Below are 16,062 nucleotides of genomic sequence, written 5' to 3' on the forward strand. Positions count from 1 at the left end.
TCCTCACCATCTCAAGGCAAACTAGGCAGCCGCGTGACCAGCTTCAAGTCCTGTCCCCGCTACCACGAACAGGGTCTGATCGGCAGAGATGCTGATCAGGCCCTGTTTCTTATCGGGCTGATTCCCGACTTACTCCCCAAGAACGATCCGCAGAACGCGCTTCTTCGGGAGGGCCATCACGTCGGCGGCACGAGTCGGCGCGGTCTTGCGCCCCACGAACCGTGCTGTGACATTGACGTCCGCGTGACGGAGCTGGTTGGCGATCTCGGCAAGCACAGCGCCGGTGGCGTCCAACCATGATGCGACCGTGCGACGGAACGTGCGAGTCCCGGCCCATCGCACGTCGGCGGACTGGAATACGAATCAGGCGTAGTCATGCGACATCGTTGCTACGCGCCCACGGTGGCATCGGACGAGGGCGACGTCGAGTGGCTTCGCCGACTCACACCGCAGACGTTGCGGGTCGTAGCGGCAGCTCGGCGCGGGTGATGGCGCAGGGCGTGCCACTTCCATGGGGATGGCCGACGGTGTCCCTGGTTCGGGAGAACCCGGAGCCTTTGGATGCGTTCGCGGGGCAGGTGTCGGGACTACTGACCGACTGGCGAACACGTTGCCGCAGTGATGTGGTTCTGGTCGTCCCGCACGATGGTGAGGTCTGAGTGCGCAGAGCAAAGAGTTCATCTTCACGGAGCCGCACCGAGCTGAGATCGAGACCGCGAAGGACCGCTGCGCCAGCATGGCCTTGACGAGCAGGGCGACATCGGTCGCGGCGAGCAGATGGTGCGCGTGCCTGGGAGCTGGTGCCGCGGCTGTTCGTCTCGCGGCGCGTCCGGGCGGCCGGGTTGAATGTGATCATTCGGTGTTCTACGCCGAGGCCGGGCACAGCGCTCAGGAGGTCCTCGGACTGCTCCCGATGTCTGGCACCGGCCGCGAGGGTGATGTGCCAGATGGCGACATCGGTGGCGGTCAGGTCGGTGACGGGTTTGGTGCCGATGCTGTGGCGGATAGAGCGGCCCCATTGGTAGGAGTAGAGGACGATGGTGCCTTGCCTGAGGTCGCCTCCGTCGAGGTAGCCGACGAACAGGTCGTTGCTCCCTAGGGCCGTGACCTCCGCGTGGCCCGGCATCCGTCGTATCCCGTGACCTTCCATCCACGTCCGCCATTGGCAAAACCAGCCCGCGGCAGCCTGTAGGTGTTGCAATCACTGGCCAAACAAAGAAGCCGCGTGGCCAACTTCAAATCCTGTCCCCGGTGCCACACGAGGTTGCGACTGCAGCTTCATCTCAAGGCCTTCCGGACATGATCTGGAAGGCGTTCAGTGTTTGCCGATCGATTGGTCGCCCGGGGGAAGCGCAGCCATGAGCCGCGAGCGCGAGTAGCGGGTCAGCCGGCCGGGGTGTCCTGGCCTCCACGAGCGGGGACATGCTGCGGCGCGTGGAGAAGCGGGTGGCCATCCGTGGCGGCCGAGCCGACGAGAACGGCGTGACGAGCGCCAGGGTGAACTTCGGGCAGGCGGCGCATATCTGACGATAATTATTGACGCACGAACATTTGAACTCGTAAGATTGTCGGCACGACTCAGATGCCCGGCACCGGGTGCTCCACCCAGCGCCGACTCCGGCGCGACATTCAGTCAGGACGTGAGCGATGGCGACGACGACCGTGGATCCGACACGACGTGATTCATACCCTCCCGACGATCAGATCGAGCGGTTCGCGTCGATCTACATCGAGGTGCGCGACGGCACGCGGTTGGCTGCTGACATCTACCTGCCTCCCGGCAGGCCACAGAGGCTGGCAAGTCTCCTCGTCTTCACTCCGTACTACCGCCGGATGGCAGGCCCGGACGACGGCTCGCGGCTGTCGCACCAAGTGGACAAGGATGTGAAGTTCTTCTGCGGGCACGGGTACGCGTTGGTCATCGTCGACGTACGAGGCACGGGAGCATCTTTCGGCACGCGGCCGGCGTTCCGATCGCCGCAGGAGCGCGACGACTATTACGACGTCACCGACTGGGTCGTCGCGCAGGATTGGTCGGACGGAACGGTCGGCGCCTTCGGGGCCTCATACTCCGGCGCCGCCGCGGACTTCCTTGCTTCCACCCAGCATCCGGCTGTGAAGGCTGTCGTGCCGGGCTTCGCGATCTGGGACACGTACACGGACATGTTCTATCCCGGGGGTCTTCTCTCTCGGACTCTGACAGATCAATACGGACCGATGGTCCGGGCTCTCGACACGGACGACCGCGAGGCCCTGTCCGCCTTCCCCTTGTATGAAGGAGTGCCGATGACTGGGCCGGCATCGGTCGATGCCGACATCGACGGCGCGCTGTTGCGCGAGGCGGTCCTGGGTCATCAAGCCAACTTCGACATGGCCCACTACATCCGTCAGATCTCGTGCCGTGACGATGCACCCCCCTTCCAAGAAGAGCTGACTGCTGAGGCCATCAGCCCGAGCGCGTACGCGACGGGAACGAGCGCTGCCGTTCTCGCGGTGTCCGGGTGGTTCGACGGGGCCGGGTACTGCGACGGGGCGGTGCGCCGCGCTGCCGCACGCGCGGGCGACGCGACGCATCTGCTCATCGGGCCGTGGGATCACTGCGCCTACAACGCGAACGTCAGCCCGTTCGAAGCGGATGCGAGCTTCGACTTCTCGCTCGATCAGGAGTACCTGGACTTCTTCGACCACTACCTCAGGGGGCGGGCGAACGGCTTCGGGGAACGAGCCAGGGTCCGCTATTACACCCTCGGAGCGGGGGAGTGGAAGTCTTCTGAGAACTTTCCTCCGTCCACCAGTCACCGGCACGAGCTGTTCCTGACGCCGGAAGCGGAACTGTTGCCCACGCCGCCGCACGAGGGAGAGACGTCCTATGAAGTGGACCTGCGGGCGACATCTGGGAGCGACACCAGGCATCGGCTCGGTGTCCTTCCGCGCGTCGATGAGTACTACGCCGACTGGGACGGCCGCACCGACGTGATGCACCGGTTTTCGACGCCTCCGTTGCGGTCGGCGGTCACCATCACCGGCTACCCCGAACTGACCTTGACGATGAGGACGTCAACCCGCGATGCCGCGTTGTTCGTCTACCTCGAGGACGTCGATCCGGACGGTAGGGCGCGCTATGTGACGGAGGGGACGCTGCGTCTCGCCTTCGCAGGCTCTAGCTACGTCGACACTGATGGGAACGTTCGTCGTGACTTCCGGAGGGCCGATCTGTGTCCCGTCCCCGACGAGGGCGTGAACTTCAGCCTGACGTTGTCGCCGACATCGTGGAAGGTCGGAGCGGGCCACCGGCTCCGTCTGGCCATCAGCGGGTGCGACGTCGACAACTTCGCGCATGTGCCGGTCGGGCAGGTCCCACGCTTCTCCTTCCTCCATGGACAGCGCACGCCGTCGATGCTGCGGCTGCCGAGCTGCGACGCCGAGGGTGTCCTCCCAATTGCGGCTCGAGGAATGGAGTGACGGACATGGCTGAGAGCGATCGCACGCTGCTGCACGACATCCCTGACAGCCTGTACCGGAAGGTGGCCTGGCGCATCCTTCCCGTCGTGGGGATGGGGTACTTCATCGCCATCATCGACCGCACCAATATCGGCTTGGCCAAGCTGGAGATGTCTGCAGACATCGGCTTGTCGGCCGGTGCCTACGGTCTGGGTGCTGGCATCTTCTTCATCTTCTACTGCTTGTTCGAACCATTCAGCAACCTGATCATGGAGAAGGTGGGAGCGCGCGTCTGGATCACTCGCATCCTCGCAACGTGGGGAGTCGTCACGGTTGCAACCGGTTTCGTCCAGAACACCGGCCAGTTCTACGTGGCTCGTATCTTGCTCGGTATCGCCGAGGCGGGTTTCTACCCCGGGATGGTCTTCTATCTTGCGCTCTGGTTCCCTCGCCTCCGGCTGACCCGGGCGCTGTCCTTGATGGTGATCGCCAGTCCTCTGGCCTCCATGTCGGCTGGCCCTGTCTCGGGTTGGATGATCGAGACGTTCCACCAGGCAGGGTCACTCCAGGGGTGGCAGTGGATGTTCATCATCCAAGGCATCCCTGCCGTCCTCCTCGCGGCGGTCTTCTTCCTCACCATGTCGAACGCACCACAGGATGCGCCTTGGCTTGTGTCAAGCGAGAAGGAGGCCCTGCGCAAGGCCGTGACTGTTTCACGAGAAGACCGAGCTGGACAGAGCTTGGGCCTGCGCCTCAAGGACGCCATCTGTAAGCCGCACGTCTGGCTCCTCGGTGTGCTTCTTGGGACGAACTACCTCGGTGTCTACGCGGTGATCTTCTGGCTCCCGACGATCATCGCTGACGAGGGCATCAAAGACGTCGGGACCGTCGGTTGGCTGTCGGCGATTCCTTGGGGTTGCGCAGTAGTGGCCACCGTCATCGCAGGACGAGTGGGTGACAGGAGCCAAAATCACTCGAGGTTGGCATTCGCATCGATGACGTTGGCGTCTCTGGGCCTCGCAGCGTCGGTGCTCCTGGACGGGGGGTTGGTGATGACGCTGGTGAGCCTGTCCTGCGCTGCGGCCTTCCTCCTTGCGAGTGCGCCGATGATCTGGACGATTGCCAACGTCAGACTCGCTGACGCAGCCGGTGCGGCCGCCGGCATCGCCTTGATCAACTCCATCGCGTCGATCGGGTCGTTCCTGGGCCCGTACTTGCTGGGTCTCGGACGCGACCTGGCCGGTTCCGACACCGTCCCCATGGTCGCCATCGCTGTCGTCGGATTGGCCGGCGGGTTTCTCGCACTGCGCGTCGGGCATGACAACAAAGCCCTCGACTCACGAGCCGTGACCTCGTGAGAGACCCAGCCCGTCTGGCCACCTTGCGCGGCATCGGCACATCCCGGCAGCTTCTTGGAGCCAGTCGTGTCGAACTCTTGGTGTCCCTGCTCGAGGAAGCGATGGGTCTCGAGGCCCATCGATTCGGTGCACTGAATGCGCTCAGTAACGAGGTTCCTGGCAAGGACGACACTCAGGTAGCGGCATGAACGGCCCGCTCGAACCCCGTCAGAACAATCCGCTGGTCAACGCTCGCGCCCAGCTCGAGGCGACAGTCGATCTCCTGGGTTACGACCGATCCACCTATGAGCACCTCGCAACTCCACGGCGAGAGCTGACGGTCGCGGTGCCGCTGCGCCGGGATGACGGGTCGGTCGAGCTCCTGACGGGTCACCGCGTACAGCACAACTTCTCCCGCGGTCCGACGAAGGGCGGTCTTCGCTTCAGCAGCGACGTCACGCTCGACGAGGTGCGTGCTCTGGCGATGTGGATGACATGGAAGTGCGCCTTGGTCGACCTGCCCTACGGAGGGGCGAAAGGCGGGGTCCGCATCGATCCGCGCGGCTATTCGACAGGGGAGATCGAGAGAGTGGCTCGACGGTACACCAGCGAGATCATGCCGATCCTCGGTCCTGCGACGGACATCCCGGCGCCGGACATCGGCACCGATGACCGCGTCATGGCCTGGATGATGGACACCTACTCGGTCAACAACGGACACACGGAACTCGGTGTCGTCACGGGTAAACCTGTGGCTCTCGGTGGATCACTGGGGCGCGCCAGCGCTACGTCCCGAGGGGTGGCGCACCTGGCCCTGCGAGCCATGGAGCTTCGCGAGCTGGACCCGGGATCGTCGACCGCTGCCGTTCAAGGCTTCGGCAAGGTAGGCCGCGAGGCTGCCCGGTTCCTGTGGGACGAAGGCGTCACGGTGGTCGCGATCAGCGATCAGTTCGGCGCGATCTACAGCAGAGCGGGCCTGGACATACCGGCCGTCGAGGAGCACGTCGCCGTGCACGGCACGGTGGTCGACTTTGCCGATGCCGACCGCATGTCGGCACGCGACGAGTTGTTGGAGCTCGCCGTGGACGTCCTCGTCCCTGCGGCAGTGGAGGGCGTCATCCACGAAGGAAATGCCGAGCGCATCCGTGCCTCGATCATCGTGGAAGGAGCGAACGGTCCCACGACGATCGCAGCTGACGCTGTCCTGCAGGCAGAGGGACGACTGGTCGTCCCGGACATCCTGGCCAACGCCGGTGGCGTCGTCGTCTCGTACTTCGAATGGGTGCAGGCGAATCAGGCGTACTGGTGGCGGGAGACCGAGGTGCGGGAGCGCATGACCGAGCGGCTGGACACTGCGTGGTCCCGCGTGTCGGCTCTGTCGCAGGATCGTGCCGTGTCGCTGCGCGCAGCCGCAAACATGCTGGCCGTCAGGACGGTCGTCGAGGCTCACCAGGCGCGCGGCCTGTACCCCTAAGTCCACCAGGAGTGCTGGTCGTGGCGTGGAGGTGCAGTGGACGGTTCAGCCGGCCTCCGCCAGGAGCGCCGACGGTTGCGGATGCTCGGTCGACAGCATCTGGGAAGCCGCCGATCTACAGGGGACACGTCGGCGCGCTTCAGCACTGCCACGACGCGGTCGTTCGAACAGAGCCCTCTCGGGGTCGAACGAAGGGAGCCGTCGCACATCGGGTGTGCGACGGCTCCCCGGTGCTCTCATCAGCCTGACGGAGTCGGCCGATAGATCTTCCCGCGGTCGAGGACGGGTTGGAGGAGGTCCGGGCTGAGCCACCGTTCGGCTTCGCCTACGCCGATGGGACTTGGGCGCCGGCCGGTGTATCCCAGGGCCGCCCATACTTCTGGGGCCGTCAGGTAGCGGCCCAACACCAAGGTCCTCAGTGCTTCGTAGGCTTCGAGGTCGTCCTGCTGGAGTACCTGCAGGTAGCTCCCCATGTCGTGTTCTGCCGCGCTGTCCAAGCATGACTGGATGGTTCGTCGCCACGGGCGAAGTTCCTGCAGGACGAGCTCGAGGATCGATCCGTCTGAGTCGACGGCGTCGACGGGCGGAAAAGTGGAGCCGTCGGGCAGGAACCATGCGGCGACGTCGAGCATGGTCGCGTGCTGGTTGCTCGTGAGCGTGAAGGGCTCGGAGACCCCTCGGTAGTTTGGCGGCATGTTCACGAGGCCACCTCCTGGTCGGCGGCCCGGCGGACCAGCTCGGTGACGCCCCGGAGAGCCAATGCGGCGATCGTGTTGGTCGGGTTGACCCCTCCGCTCGTGACGTAGAGGCTTCCGTCAGCGATCCAGAGGTTCGACACGTCGTGAGCGCGGCCGAACGGGTCGGTCACGGAGGTCTCGGGATCCGTGCCCATCCGCGCAGTTCCGAGGAGGTGCCCCGGCTGGTCTGGCATGACGTCATGGAGGATAACGTCACGTGCGCCCGATGCATGAAGCGCTTCCTCGGCCTTGCGGAGGTTCCATGCGACCATGTCGATGTTGTTCTGGTCGCGCCTGTACGTCACTTTCGCCGCCGGGACACCGTGACGATCGGTGGCTACGGGATCGAGCGTGACTCTGTTGTCCTCGTGTGGGAGGTCCTCGGTGAGAATGACGAGCAGCACGGAATGTCCCATCACTCGCTTGATGTGATCCAGGAGTTCTTCACCACGAGTGTCGCGATCGGCCGGTGCCAGCAAGTCGCTGGTGACGAGAGGCCCGCTGGTCGGCATGGAGAGCCATTTGGCTCCACGCACGAAGCCGCGAGAGACATCGGTCTCGTAGAACTCGTACGAATGGATGTTCTGTCCCGCGGGGCCGCGCCACGACGTCATGTCTTCGTCGAAGACTCCTACAGCCATCGCGGTCGGGTGCAGCATGAGGTTGCGGCCGACGAGGTCGCTGGAGTTTGCAAGGCCATTGGGGTGTGCTGCGGACGTGGAGTTCAGCAGGAGTCGAGGCGTACCGATCCCGTTGGCCGCCATGACGACGAGATCCGTGCGTAGCCGTCGTTGCACGCCGTTGCGGTCCGAGAACACGACCCCGGTGGCGAGGCCCTTCGCGTTCGTCGTCACCTCGCTCACCCATGCGCCCGTCACGAGTGTCGTGCCTGCCTTGAGCGCGGCTGGCCAATGGGTGATGTCGACGCTCGCCTTGGAGCCGTTCGGGCAGCCGGCTTCGCACGTCCCATATCGGACGCACGGCACCAGGTCGCCGATGGTCGACTGCGTGATCGCGTTGGGCGCAGGCCACCAGCTGTAGCCCAGTGCATTGAAGCCTTCGGCGAGCTTGCGACCGTAAGCATTGATGGGCAGTGCCGGGTTCGGGGCGGCGGGACCATCTGGGTACGCAGGGTCACCGGGCATGGCGGAAACAGCGAACTCCGCTTCGGTCCGGACGTAGTAGGGCGCAAGATCCTCGTACGTCAGCGGCCAGTCGTCTGCGACTCCGTCCAGCGTCCTGACTCGAAAGTCGCTGGGCAGCATCCGCGGAAAATGACCGCCGTAATGAATGGTGCCTCCGCCAACGGCGTTGTACATCACGGGAATGACGTCCGCTTCGCTGGTGTCCACCGGGTAGTCCGAGGGCAGCTTGCGGATGTTCCCGTTCTTGTGCCAGGTGCCGTACATGGAGACCTCGTACTCTTGGCGGTTGCCGGTGTACTCGGCCGTGCCGACCCAGTCGCCCTGCTCCAGGCAGACGACGTGGAATCCCCACGACGCCAGATACTTCGCGTAGACCGCTCCGGAAGGTCCTGCTCCGATGATGACGACGTCGGCGACATCATCGGGTGAGGCGTCGAATGCGGTCGCATCGTAGGTGCCGCGGCGAATGGTCACTGCTCTCCTTGGTGGTCTTCGTGCCTGCTCTCGGCCAGCACGACGTGCTTGAAACGGGTGTAGTCGTCCAGGCCCAACGTGGACATGTCCCGGCCGTAGCCGGACATGCCGAAGCCGTTCCACGGCATCTCCGAGGCCAGGGTCAGGTGACTGTTGACCCAGACGGTCCCGAAGTCCAGAGCGCTGGTCATTCGCAGAGAGCGTCCTAGGTCGTGGGTCCAGACCGACGCGGACAGACCGTAGCTGCCGAGGTTGGCGAGCGCGAGAGCTTCGTGATCGTCGCTGAATGTCTCGACCGTGACGACGGGTCCGAAGATCTCCTGACCAAGGATGTCGGCGTCTGGACGTGCATGAGTGATGATGGTCGGTTCGAAGAAGTAGCCAGCGCGGTCCACGCGGCGACCTCCGGTGGCGATCGTCGCGCCGTCCTCTCGTGCTTGCCGGACCATCCCCTCGACGCGCGCGAGGTGCTGCACGCTGATGAGCGGGCCGAGCTCGGCCGCTTCCGCGGCGGGATCGCCGAGGGTGACCTGCTGCCACTGTCCGACCAGCAGCGCAACCAGGTCGTCGTGGACTGCCTGGTGGCAGAGCACGCGCGTTGCTGCTCCGCACTCCTGTCCGGAGTTCCAGAGGCCCGCCGAGCGAAGGGTTCGGGCGACCTCGTCAAGATCAGCGTCTTCGAAGACGAGGACGGGTGCCTTCCCGCCCAGTTCAAGGTGCACCCTCTTGAGGTTCGAGCTCGCGGATCGGGCCACGGCTTGGCCGCTCGCCACGCTTCCGGTGAGAGAGACCAGGGCGATACCCGGGTGCGTGGCAATCGCCTCTCCCACCTCTGTACCCGTGCCAAGGACCACGTTCAGCACGCCAGCGGGGAGTATGTCTGCCGCGAGTTCGGCGAGCATCAAGGTGGTCAGCGGCGTGAGCTCGGACGGTTTGAGGACGACGGTGTTACCGGCTGCCAGCGCCGGCGCGATCTTCCACACCGCCATCATCAGCGGGTAGTTCCATGGAGCGATGGCTCCGACGACGCCGAGGGGCTCTCGGCGCACGATGGACAAGTGGCCTCGGACGTACTCGCCCGGGGCGGGTGTCTGGGCGGTTCTGCACGCCCCGGCGAAGAAGCGCAACGCGTCGGACGCGCCGAGGATCTCCTCGGCAGCCACAGCGATCGGCTTGCCACCGTTCAGGGACTCGAGCTGGACGAGCGTGTCGGCATGGGCGTCGATCGCGTCCGCCAGACGAAGCAGGTGGCCTGCTCGTTCGGCCGCGGTCGTCCTCGCCCATTGGTGTTGCGCCCTTGTCGCGGCGTCGACTGCGCGATGGACGTCTTCCGCACCACCAAGGGCGCAGGCGCCGAGGGATGTGCCATCGGCCGGGTTGACCAGCTGCGCGGAGGGCCCCGTGGTGGGTGTGAATCGATTGTCGATGAAATGGGTGCGCGGTAGTCGCACGGCTCTCGCTCTCGCCGCGCGAAGCTCGGTGCTGTCGTGGTCAGTCATGGAGGTGCTCCTGGTGTTGGGTGCCGCGAGCTCGGCGTGAGGAATGTCTGGGCTGGGTCGCGTCGGCGCGACACCGAGACGAGGGATCGCAGCGGTGGTGAGCGCGTAGCGGCGCAACCGTCGAGTCATGAGTAAGGCAGGTGTTGCCTGGCTCGTGAAGGACGTTCAGGTCTGCCGGACTTCAAATGTACGCACTCGAATATTTGAAGTCAATGATGAGGATCCTTGCGGGGGAGGGGGTTCGCCGGGCACGTGCAGTGGACGTCCGTGCTGTCTCCCGCCGGACCTTCCGATGGTGCGAGTCGACCAACGTGTCGGCGAGCGGCGTCGGAGGTCTGTTCAGCGGTCGGCGCCTGGCGCGGCGCCGACCATCACGGCCACGAGGTGAGGCGGCCGCGGCTGGTGAGTCGCTCGTCAGGGTGCTGACGCGTGGCAGATCGGCGGGGGACCAGCAGCGTCCCGCGGTCAGGCGGAGACGCGCGCAAGGAACTGACGGGTGCGGGGATGCTGTGGGTTGCCGATGACCTGCCCCGGTGAGCCGGATTCGATGATGCGCCCTCCGTCCATGAACACGACCTCGTCGGCCACCTCCTTCGCGAAGGACATCTCGTGCGTGACCACGACCATCGTCATGCCGTCTCGTGCCAGCTCGGTCATCACCTGCAGGACGTCGCCGACGAGCTCGGGGTCAAGTGCGCTCGTCGGTTCGTCGAAGAGCATGACGCGTGGCTTCATCGCCAACGCTCGTGCGATGGCGACACGCTGCTGTTGGCCGCCGGACAGGCGCGCGGGGTACTGGTCGACTTTCTCGCTCAGTCCGACTCGTTCAAGAAGTTCACGTGCCGTCTGGCGGGCCTCCTTGCGAGGCACGCCCTTCACCTGCACCGGACCTTCCGCGACGTTCTCCAGCACGGTTCGATGCGGGAACAGGTTGAAGCGCTGGAACACCATGCCGATGTCTGCGCGCTGGGCGGCGAGAGCATGTTCGCGGAGCTCGTGGAGCGTGCCGTCGACCTCGCGATACCCGATGGGCTCGCCGTCGACCCAGATCTCGCCCTCGTCCATCGTCTCGAGCCGGTTGATGCACCGGAGGAAGGTGCTCTTGCCGGCGCCGGAAGCGCCGAGCAGGACCACCACCTTGCCGCGCTCGACCGTCAGGTCGATGCCGCTGAGCACCTCGTTGGTTCCGTACCTCTTCCGGACGCCGATGGCGCGGACGATGATGTCGTCATTCACGACGTGATCTCCTCAGCCCTACGGACGGGCGGGGTGTAGAGGGACTTGCCGACCCGGGTGAGCAGCGCCCGTGAGCCGCCCCCGTCTCGGGTGGATGCGTTGTACCGGCGTTCGAGGAAGTACTGCCCGACGTTGGCGATGCTGACGATGACCATGTACCACACCGATGCGGCGAACAGTGCCTCGATGATGGCAAGGTCGCGCGAGGACAAGTTCTGTGCGGCCTTGGTGACCTCGACGAATCCGATGACTGAAGCCAGCGACGTGGCCTTGATCATGTTGATGGCATTGTTGCCCGTAGGCGGCACGATGACGCGCATCGCCTGGGGGAGGACGACCCGTCGCAGGATCTGCCCCGGCGTCATCCCCAACGACTGAGCGGCTTCTTTCTGTCCCGGGTCCACGCTGTTGAGGCCGGCGCGCACGATCTCAGCCATGTAGGCGCTCTCGTTCAGTGCCAGTCCCAGGAGAGCGGCGACGAACGCCGTCACCAGGACATTCGAGGACTGATCGACGATGTCGACCGTGGTGAACGGGATGCCGATCGTGATGCGCGGATAGATCAGGGCGATGTTGTACCAGAGAAGGATCTGCACGAGTACCGGTAGCCCGCGGAACAACCAGGTGTAGGCGAATGCGACCCAGCGCAGCACTGGGTTCGGTGACAGTCGCATCAACGCGACACCCACGCCGATGACGACGGCGATGACCTGCGCGACGAAGGCGAGCTTCACGACGTTCCACACTCCCTCGAGCATGGTGTCGGACGTCATCTGCGTCGGAATGATCGCCCAGTCGACTTGGCCTCGGGAGATGGAGTAGCCGAGCAGGACGACGCCCGCGACGACGAGGACACCTGAGAGCGCTCGGCCCCAACGCTTGATGGCGACCTTCGGCATCAGGGTCGTGGGTTGACGATCCGCCGTCATGGTGTCGGCCTCGGTCGCTCCCATGTCAACCGCCATTGATCGTGGCCTGCTCGACCGCGCCGCTCGTGACGTCCCACGTGTCCATGATCTTCGTGTACGTTCCGTCGTCGATGAGGCTCTGGAGCGAAGCCTGTAGGGCGTCCCGAAGCTCGGTGTTCTTCTTGGCGACGCCGATGCCGTACGGCGCTCCGCTGATGGGCTCCTGGTCGACGACCTCGAACAGCTTGCCGCCACCGGCGGTCTGCGCCGTGTAGGCAGCTGCGGCCAGATCTGCCAGGAGGGCGTCGACGCGCCCAATCTGCAGCTGGGTCTGGTTCTGGGGCAGGCTGTCCGTCGCAGTGATCTCGAGCGGATCGTTGCCGTCATCGGTGCACGCAGTCGACTGCTGCTTGGCAAACTCTTCCTGCGTGGTGCCGGTCACGACGACGACCTTCTTGCCGCACAGATCGTCGGTCGTCGTGATGCCCTTGGGGTTTCCCTTCTGGATCATGATGCTGATGCCGGACTGGAAGTAGTCGATGAAGTCGATCTTGGCCTGGCGCTCCTTGGTGTCGTTCATCTCCGAGATGGTCGTGTCGACGCGGCCGGTCTGCAGGCTCGTGATCACGGAGTCGAAGGCCATGTCCTTGTACTCGACCTTGAGGCCCAGTCGATTGCCGATGGCGGTGATGAGGTCGACCTCGAAGCCGACGGGGGTCTTGTTGTCGGGGCCGTAGAAGTTGTTGGGCGGGGAGCCGACGTACGACCCGATCGTCAGCGATCCCTTGGATTTGACGTCACCAGGAAGGGTCTCGGTCAGTGCCGAGTCTGGCGCGACTGCGACGACGATGTCCGATGCGTCCGGGATCCCAGCAGCGGCGGACTCCTTGTCCTTCGGCGCGGCGGATCCGCTGTCTTCACCACCATCGCAAGCGGCGGCGGTGAACGTCAGCAGGGCTGCGACCGAGATCGCGGCGGCTCGACGAGACAGTCGAGAGGTGCGGTTCATCTTCTTCTCCTATGGTTTCGTGCTGTCGCACGAGTGCTGCCGTGTTGAAAGACAGATCGATGGGTGAGGGCCGGATCGCTTCTCGGTCAGTGGTCTGCCGGGTCCTGGGCGATGGTTCGCGGAAGGATGCGGGGTTCTGCGTCGGCAGTGGTCATGACGACGTACTCCGAACCGGCCTGGCTCGCTGCGGCGCCGTGTCGTCCGTCGGGCGTGAGTGCCAGGACGCGGAGCTCGGCACGGAACGTGTCTGGGAGGCTGGCGGCGTCCTTCAGCATCTCGACGCACGCCGAGGAAGGTTCGAGCCCGTCGCGGATGAGGTCGACCACCGTGCGAGCTCCGACGGCCCTCATGCTCAGCTCGCCTCTCCCGGTGCAGGCAGCTCCGGCGATCCGGATGTCGCAGTAGTTCCCAGCGCCGGGCAGGGCGGAATCGCCGACGCGACCGGGATACTTCCAGGGGTAGCCGCTGGTCGAGACACCGACGCACATCTCGCCGTGGTCGTCCAGGGCGATGACGTTGATCGTGCCCCACGGGCCTTCGTGAGGGGCGAGGCGCTCGACGAGCTCAAGAACGGCGGCGCGGTAGGCCTGGTCGCCTTCAGTCGCTGCCGTGTTCTCTCCTTCGAGAGAACCGTCACCGAACTGAAGGCTCTCGTGCCAGATGCGACGGCTCTCCTCAGTGAGCAGGTCGGCCGTCTGGAAGCCGCAGTCAGCAGCGAACCGCGCAGCGCCCTCCCCAGCCAGAAGAGCGTGCTGAGGGAGCCTTTCCATCACGGCTCGGGCGACAGAGATCGGGTTCGGATAGTTCTTCAGAGCAGCCACGGCCCCGAACGCCCGGCTGGATCCCAGCATGATGGAGGCATCGAGCTCCACCTCGCCCAGCGCGTTCGGGAGGCCGCCGGTTCCGATGTAGTGGTCGGCCAGGTTGTCCTCGCACAGCCGAAGCGCTGCCTCGACGGCGTCCAGCGCGGTCCCGCCGGCTCGGAGGATCTCGATGCCTGTTGGCAGCCCGACGTCGCTGCGTTCACTGCCGATCATGATGGGCGACGCCATGGTCAGTCCTTCTTCAGTCGAGGGAGAGTGAGGCGCACCACGTGCGCGGACGTAACTATACGAATACGAATATTCAAAACACAAGCGAATCTTGGAAATGGAGACCTGAGCCGTCACGGCCCCGGGAAGTCGTGCCAGTGACGGCGCGTCGAGCTCTCGATGCGTGTGCGAAGATTTGGGCACCGCGAGTCAAGGAGAAGGCGCCGTGTCTACCGATCAACCACACGAGATCGCAGCAGAGCCGGCGCTTCGTGCGCAGAGGGTGTTCCTGGGGCGTGTCGACGTGGAAGATTCTTCGGCGGCAGTCGCTCGTCGGTTGCGCACCGCCATCGGTCTCGGCTATCTCGGGCACGGGGACAGGCTGCCGCGGGAAGCGGACCTGGCCCGCCAGCTCGGAGTGACGGCCTTCTCGTTGCGTGAGGCGCTGAGTCATCTGCGGGCTGAGGGATTGATCCTGACCCGGGCGGGAAAGCATGGAGGTAGCTTCGTGCAGCGTCCGACCGAGACCGACTCCATGGCGGGTGACGCGTTGATGCGACTCTCCGCAACGGAACTGCGTGACCTCGGAGACTGGCGCACGATGCTCGCGACCCAGGCGGCGTCTCTGGCGGCCAAGCGTGCGTCGACCTCGACGATCCCGCGCCTGGCGTCTTGTGCGCAGGAGCTGCGTCACGTGACGAGCGCGACCGAGGCGCGCCGGGCGCTCGGTCACTTCCACATGGAGCTCGCCGTCGCGTCGCAGTCTGCGAGGTTGAGCAGGGCAGAGATGCGGATCCACGAGGAGTTCGACTGGCTGTTGGGGATCACCCTGGACGAGAAAGGTGCTCGGGAGGAGGCGGCGCGGGCGATGGACGCAGTGATCGAGGCCGTCGCCGGCGAACGGGTGGACGATGCGCGGACGACTGCTCACGACCTCATGGACGCCATGATCTCCAGGCTCGCGCGGACTCGGATGTCCTTGCTGGCGGGTCAGGCTCGTGATGGTCGAGCGGCCTCCGAGTCCTCGCTCGTCGAGGAGCTGCAGAGCTTCACGTCGGCCTTCACGGACGCGCTCGCAGAGCTTGCGAGCGATGTAGCTCCCGCCCTTCTCGCCGGTGAGCGCGAGGTTGGAGTCCGGTCTCGTACGGCGCGGACCGTCGCTCGGTTGGTCGACCGGCTGGACGCGGCACTCGATGGCGTAGGCATCCTGACCGAGGTGGGTGTCGTTCCCGACCGCCCCTACTACATGGCGTGGTGGCAGCGCGACGGCGATGGGGTCTTTGCTCTGGACGATCATCACGTGCTGGACCAGACAAGAGACGACTTCTACAACTACACGGCACTCGATTACTTCGTCACGCCGCGCTCCGAAGGTCGCCCGTGGGCGATGGGTCCGTACATCGATGTTGGTGGTGTCGACGACTACCTGATCACGATCAGCGTGCCGATCCGCTCTGATGGTCGCTTCCTGGGCATCGCGGCGGCAGACCTGCGGGTGTCGGCTCTCGAGAAGCGCCTCGCTCCCTGGCTTCTTGCCGTCGACGGCGAGTGCCTGCTCGTGAATGCAGAGTCTCGAGTCATCGTGTCGAACACGGTGAGCCACCACGTGGGGGATGTCGTCCGGGCCGACGAACGTGGCGTCGACGCAGACACGCTCGACTTCCAGTGGCGTCTGGTCCGCGGCGCGGGCTCGTCCTCGACATCTCCCGGCCCGCTGCGCGGCGGCGACTAGCGGTCGTGCGAGGGGCGTGCGACGACCTCGGTCGCGACA

Annotated in this window: 12 protein-coding genes; 5 read left to right on the forward strand and 7 right to left on the reverse strand. The window is 65.2% G+C overall.

Going from position 1 to position 16,062, the window contains the following annotated elements:
* Window positions 1–33: 33 nt before the first annotated feature.
* The 4 genes from DX116_RS19795 to DX116_RS18460 all read left to right on the forward strand — a co-directional run bounded on the left by DX116_RS19795 (window position 34) and on the right by DX116_RS18460 (window position 6,252).
* Window positions 34–300 carry a hypothetical protein gene (locus DX116_RS19795; protein WP_147393720.1) on the forward strand — a complete coding sequence of 89 codons (267 nt, stop codon included), beginning with the start codon at window positions 34–36 and terminating at the stop codon, window positions 298–300.
* A gap of 1,347 nt (window positions 301–1,647) precedes the next feature.
* Complete coding sequence (locus tag DX116_RS18450; protein WP_119705771.1) at window positions 1,648–3,462, forward strand: CocE/NonD family hydrolase; 1,815 nt, start codon at window positions 1,648–1,650, stop codon at window positions 3,460–3,462.
* A 5-nt stretch (window positions 3,463–3,467) separates the two neighbouring features.
* A complete protein-coding gene (locus DX116_RS18455) occupies window positions 3,468–4,799 on the forward strand; it encodes an MFS transporter (protein ID WP_147393721.1) in 1,332 nt (443 codons plus the stop codon).
* 184 nt (window positions 4,800–4,983) lie between these two features.
* Window positions 4,984–6,252, forward strand: coding sequence for a Glu/Leu/Phe/Val family dehydrogenase (locus DX116_RS18460; RefSeq protein WP_119705773.1), 1,269 nt, complete (start codon window positions 4,984–4,986; stop codon window positions 6,250–6,252).
* Window positions 6,253–6,491: 239 nt separating this feature from the next.
* Here the strand turns inward: DX116_RS18460 and DX116_RS18465 are convergent, their stop codons facing one another.
* From DX116_RS18465 to DX116_RS18495, 7 genes are all read right to left on the reverse strand, one after another.
* Window positions 6,492–6,953, reverse strand: coding sequence for a hypothetical protein (locus tag DX116_RS18465; RefSeq protein ID WP_147393722.1), 462 nt, complete (start codon window positions 6,951–6,953; stop codon window positions 6,492–6,494).
* Window positions 6,950–8,608: a GMC family oxidoreductase gene (locus tag DX116_RS18470; RefSeq protein WP_199716166.1), complete on the reverse strand. Its 1,659-nt coding sequence runs from the start codon at window positions 8,606–8,608 to the stop codon at window positions 6,950–6,952. The genes DX116_RS18465 and DX116_RS18470 overlap by 4 nt, the downstream gene beginning before the upstream one ends.
* Complete coding sequence (locus DX116_RS18475) at window positions 8,605–10,107, reverse strand: aminobutyraldehyde dehydrogenase (protein ID WP_119705775.1); 1,503 nt, start codon at window positions 10,105–10,107, stop codon at window positions 8,605–8,607. Before DX116_RS18475 ends, DX116_RS18470 begins: the two co-directional genes overlap by 4 nt.
* A 465-nt stretch (window positions 10,108–10,572) precedes the next feature.
* Window positions 10,573–11,343: an amino acid ABC transporter ATP-binding protein gene (locus DX116_RS18480; RefSeq protein ID WP_119705776.1), complete on the reverse strand. Its 771-nt coding sequence runs from the start codon at window positions 11,341–11,343 to the stop codon at window positions 10,573–10,575.
* On the reverse strand, window positions 11,340–12,296 hold the full coding sequence (locus DX116_RS18485; RefSeq protein WP_199716167.1) for an amino acid ABC transporter permease: 957 nt from the start codon (window positions 12,294–12,296) through the stop codon (window positions 11,340–11,342). The genes DX116_RS18480 and DX116_RS18485 overlap by 4 nt, the downstream gene beginning before the upstream one ends.
* 1 nt (window position 12,297) lies before the next feature.
* Window positions 12,298–13,260, reverse strand: coding sequence for an ABC transporter substrate-binding protein (locus DX116_RS18490; RefSeq protein ID WP_119705777.1), 963 nt, complete (start codon window positions 13,258–13,260; stop codon window positions 12,298–12,300).
* 86 nt (window positions 13,261–13,346) lie between these two features.
* Window positions 13,347–14,312 carry a N(4)-(beta-N-acetylglucosaminyl)-L-asparaginase gene (locus tag DX116_RS18495; RefSeq protein ID WP_119705778.1) on the reverse strand — a complete coding sequence of 322 codons (966 nt, stop codon included), beginning with the start codon at window positions 14,310–14,312 and terminating at the stop codon, window positions 13,347–13,349.
* Window positions 14,313–14,517: 205 nt separating this feature from the next.
* On the opposite strand from DX116_RS18495, the gene DX116_RS18500 reads away from it, so the two are divergent.
* A complete protein-coding gene (locus DX116_RS18500) occupies window positions 14,518–16,023 on the forward strand; it encodes a GntR family transcriptional regulator (protein ID WP_158592040.1) in 1,506 nt (501 codons plus the stop codon).
* Window positions 16,024–16,062: the final 39 nt, after the last annotated feature.

This window comes from Aeromicrobium endophyticum, from assembly GCF_003586285.1.
Taxonomy (GTDB): Bacteria; Actinomycetota; Actinomycetes; order Propionibacteriales; family Nocardioidaceae; genus Aeromicrobium; species Aeromicrobium endophyticum.

Coding starts and splice junctions, on each gene's coding strand:
- DX116_RS18475 (WP_119705775.1), bottom strand. CDS start 10,107: ATGACTGACCACGACAGCACCGAGCTTCGCGCGGCGAGAGCGAGAGCC.
- DX116_RS18455 (WP_147393721.1), top strand. CDS start 3,468: ATGGCTGAGAGCGATCGCACGCTGCTGCACGACATCCCTGACAGCCTG.
- DX116_RS18450 (WP_119705771.1), top strand. CDS start 1,648: ATGGCGACGACGACCGTGGATCCGACACGACGTGATTCATACCCTCCC.
- DX116_RS18495 (WP_119705778.1), bottom strand. CDS start 14,312: ATGGCGTCGCCCATCATGATCGGCAGTGAACGCAGCGACGTCGGGCTG.
- DX116_RS18490 (WP_119705777.1), bottom strand. CDS start 13,260: ATGAACCGCACCTCTCGACTGTCTCGTCGAGCCGCCGCGATCTCGGTC.
- DX116_RS18485 (WP_199716167.1), bottom strand. CDS start 12,296: ATGGGAGCGACCGAGGCCGACACCATGACGGCGGATCGTCAACCCACG.
- DX116_RS18460 (WP_119705773.1), top strand. CDS start 4,984: ATGAACGGCCCGCTCGAACCCCGTCAGAACAATCCGCTGGTCAACGCT.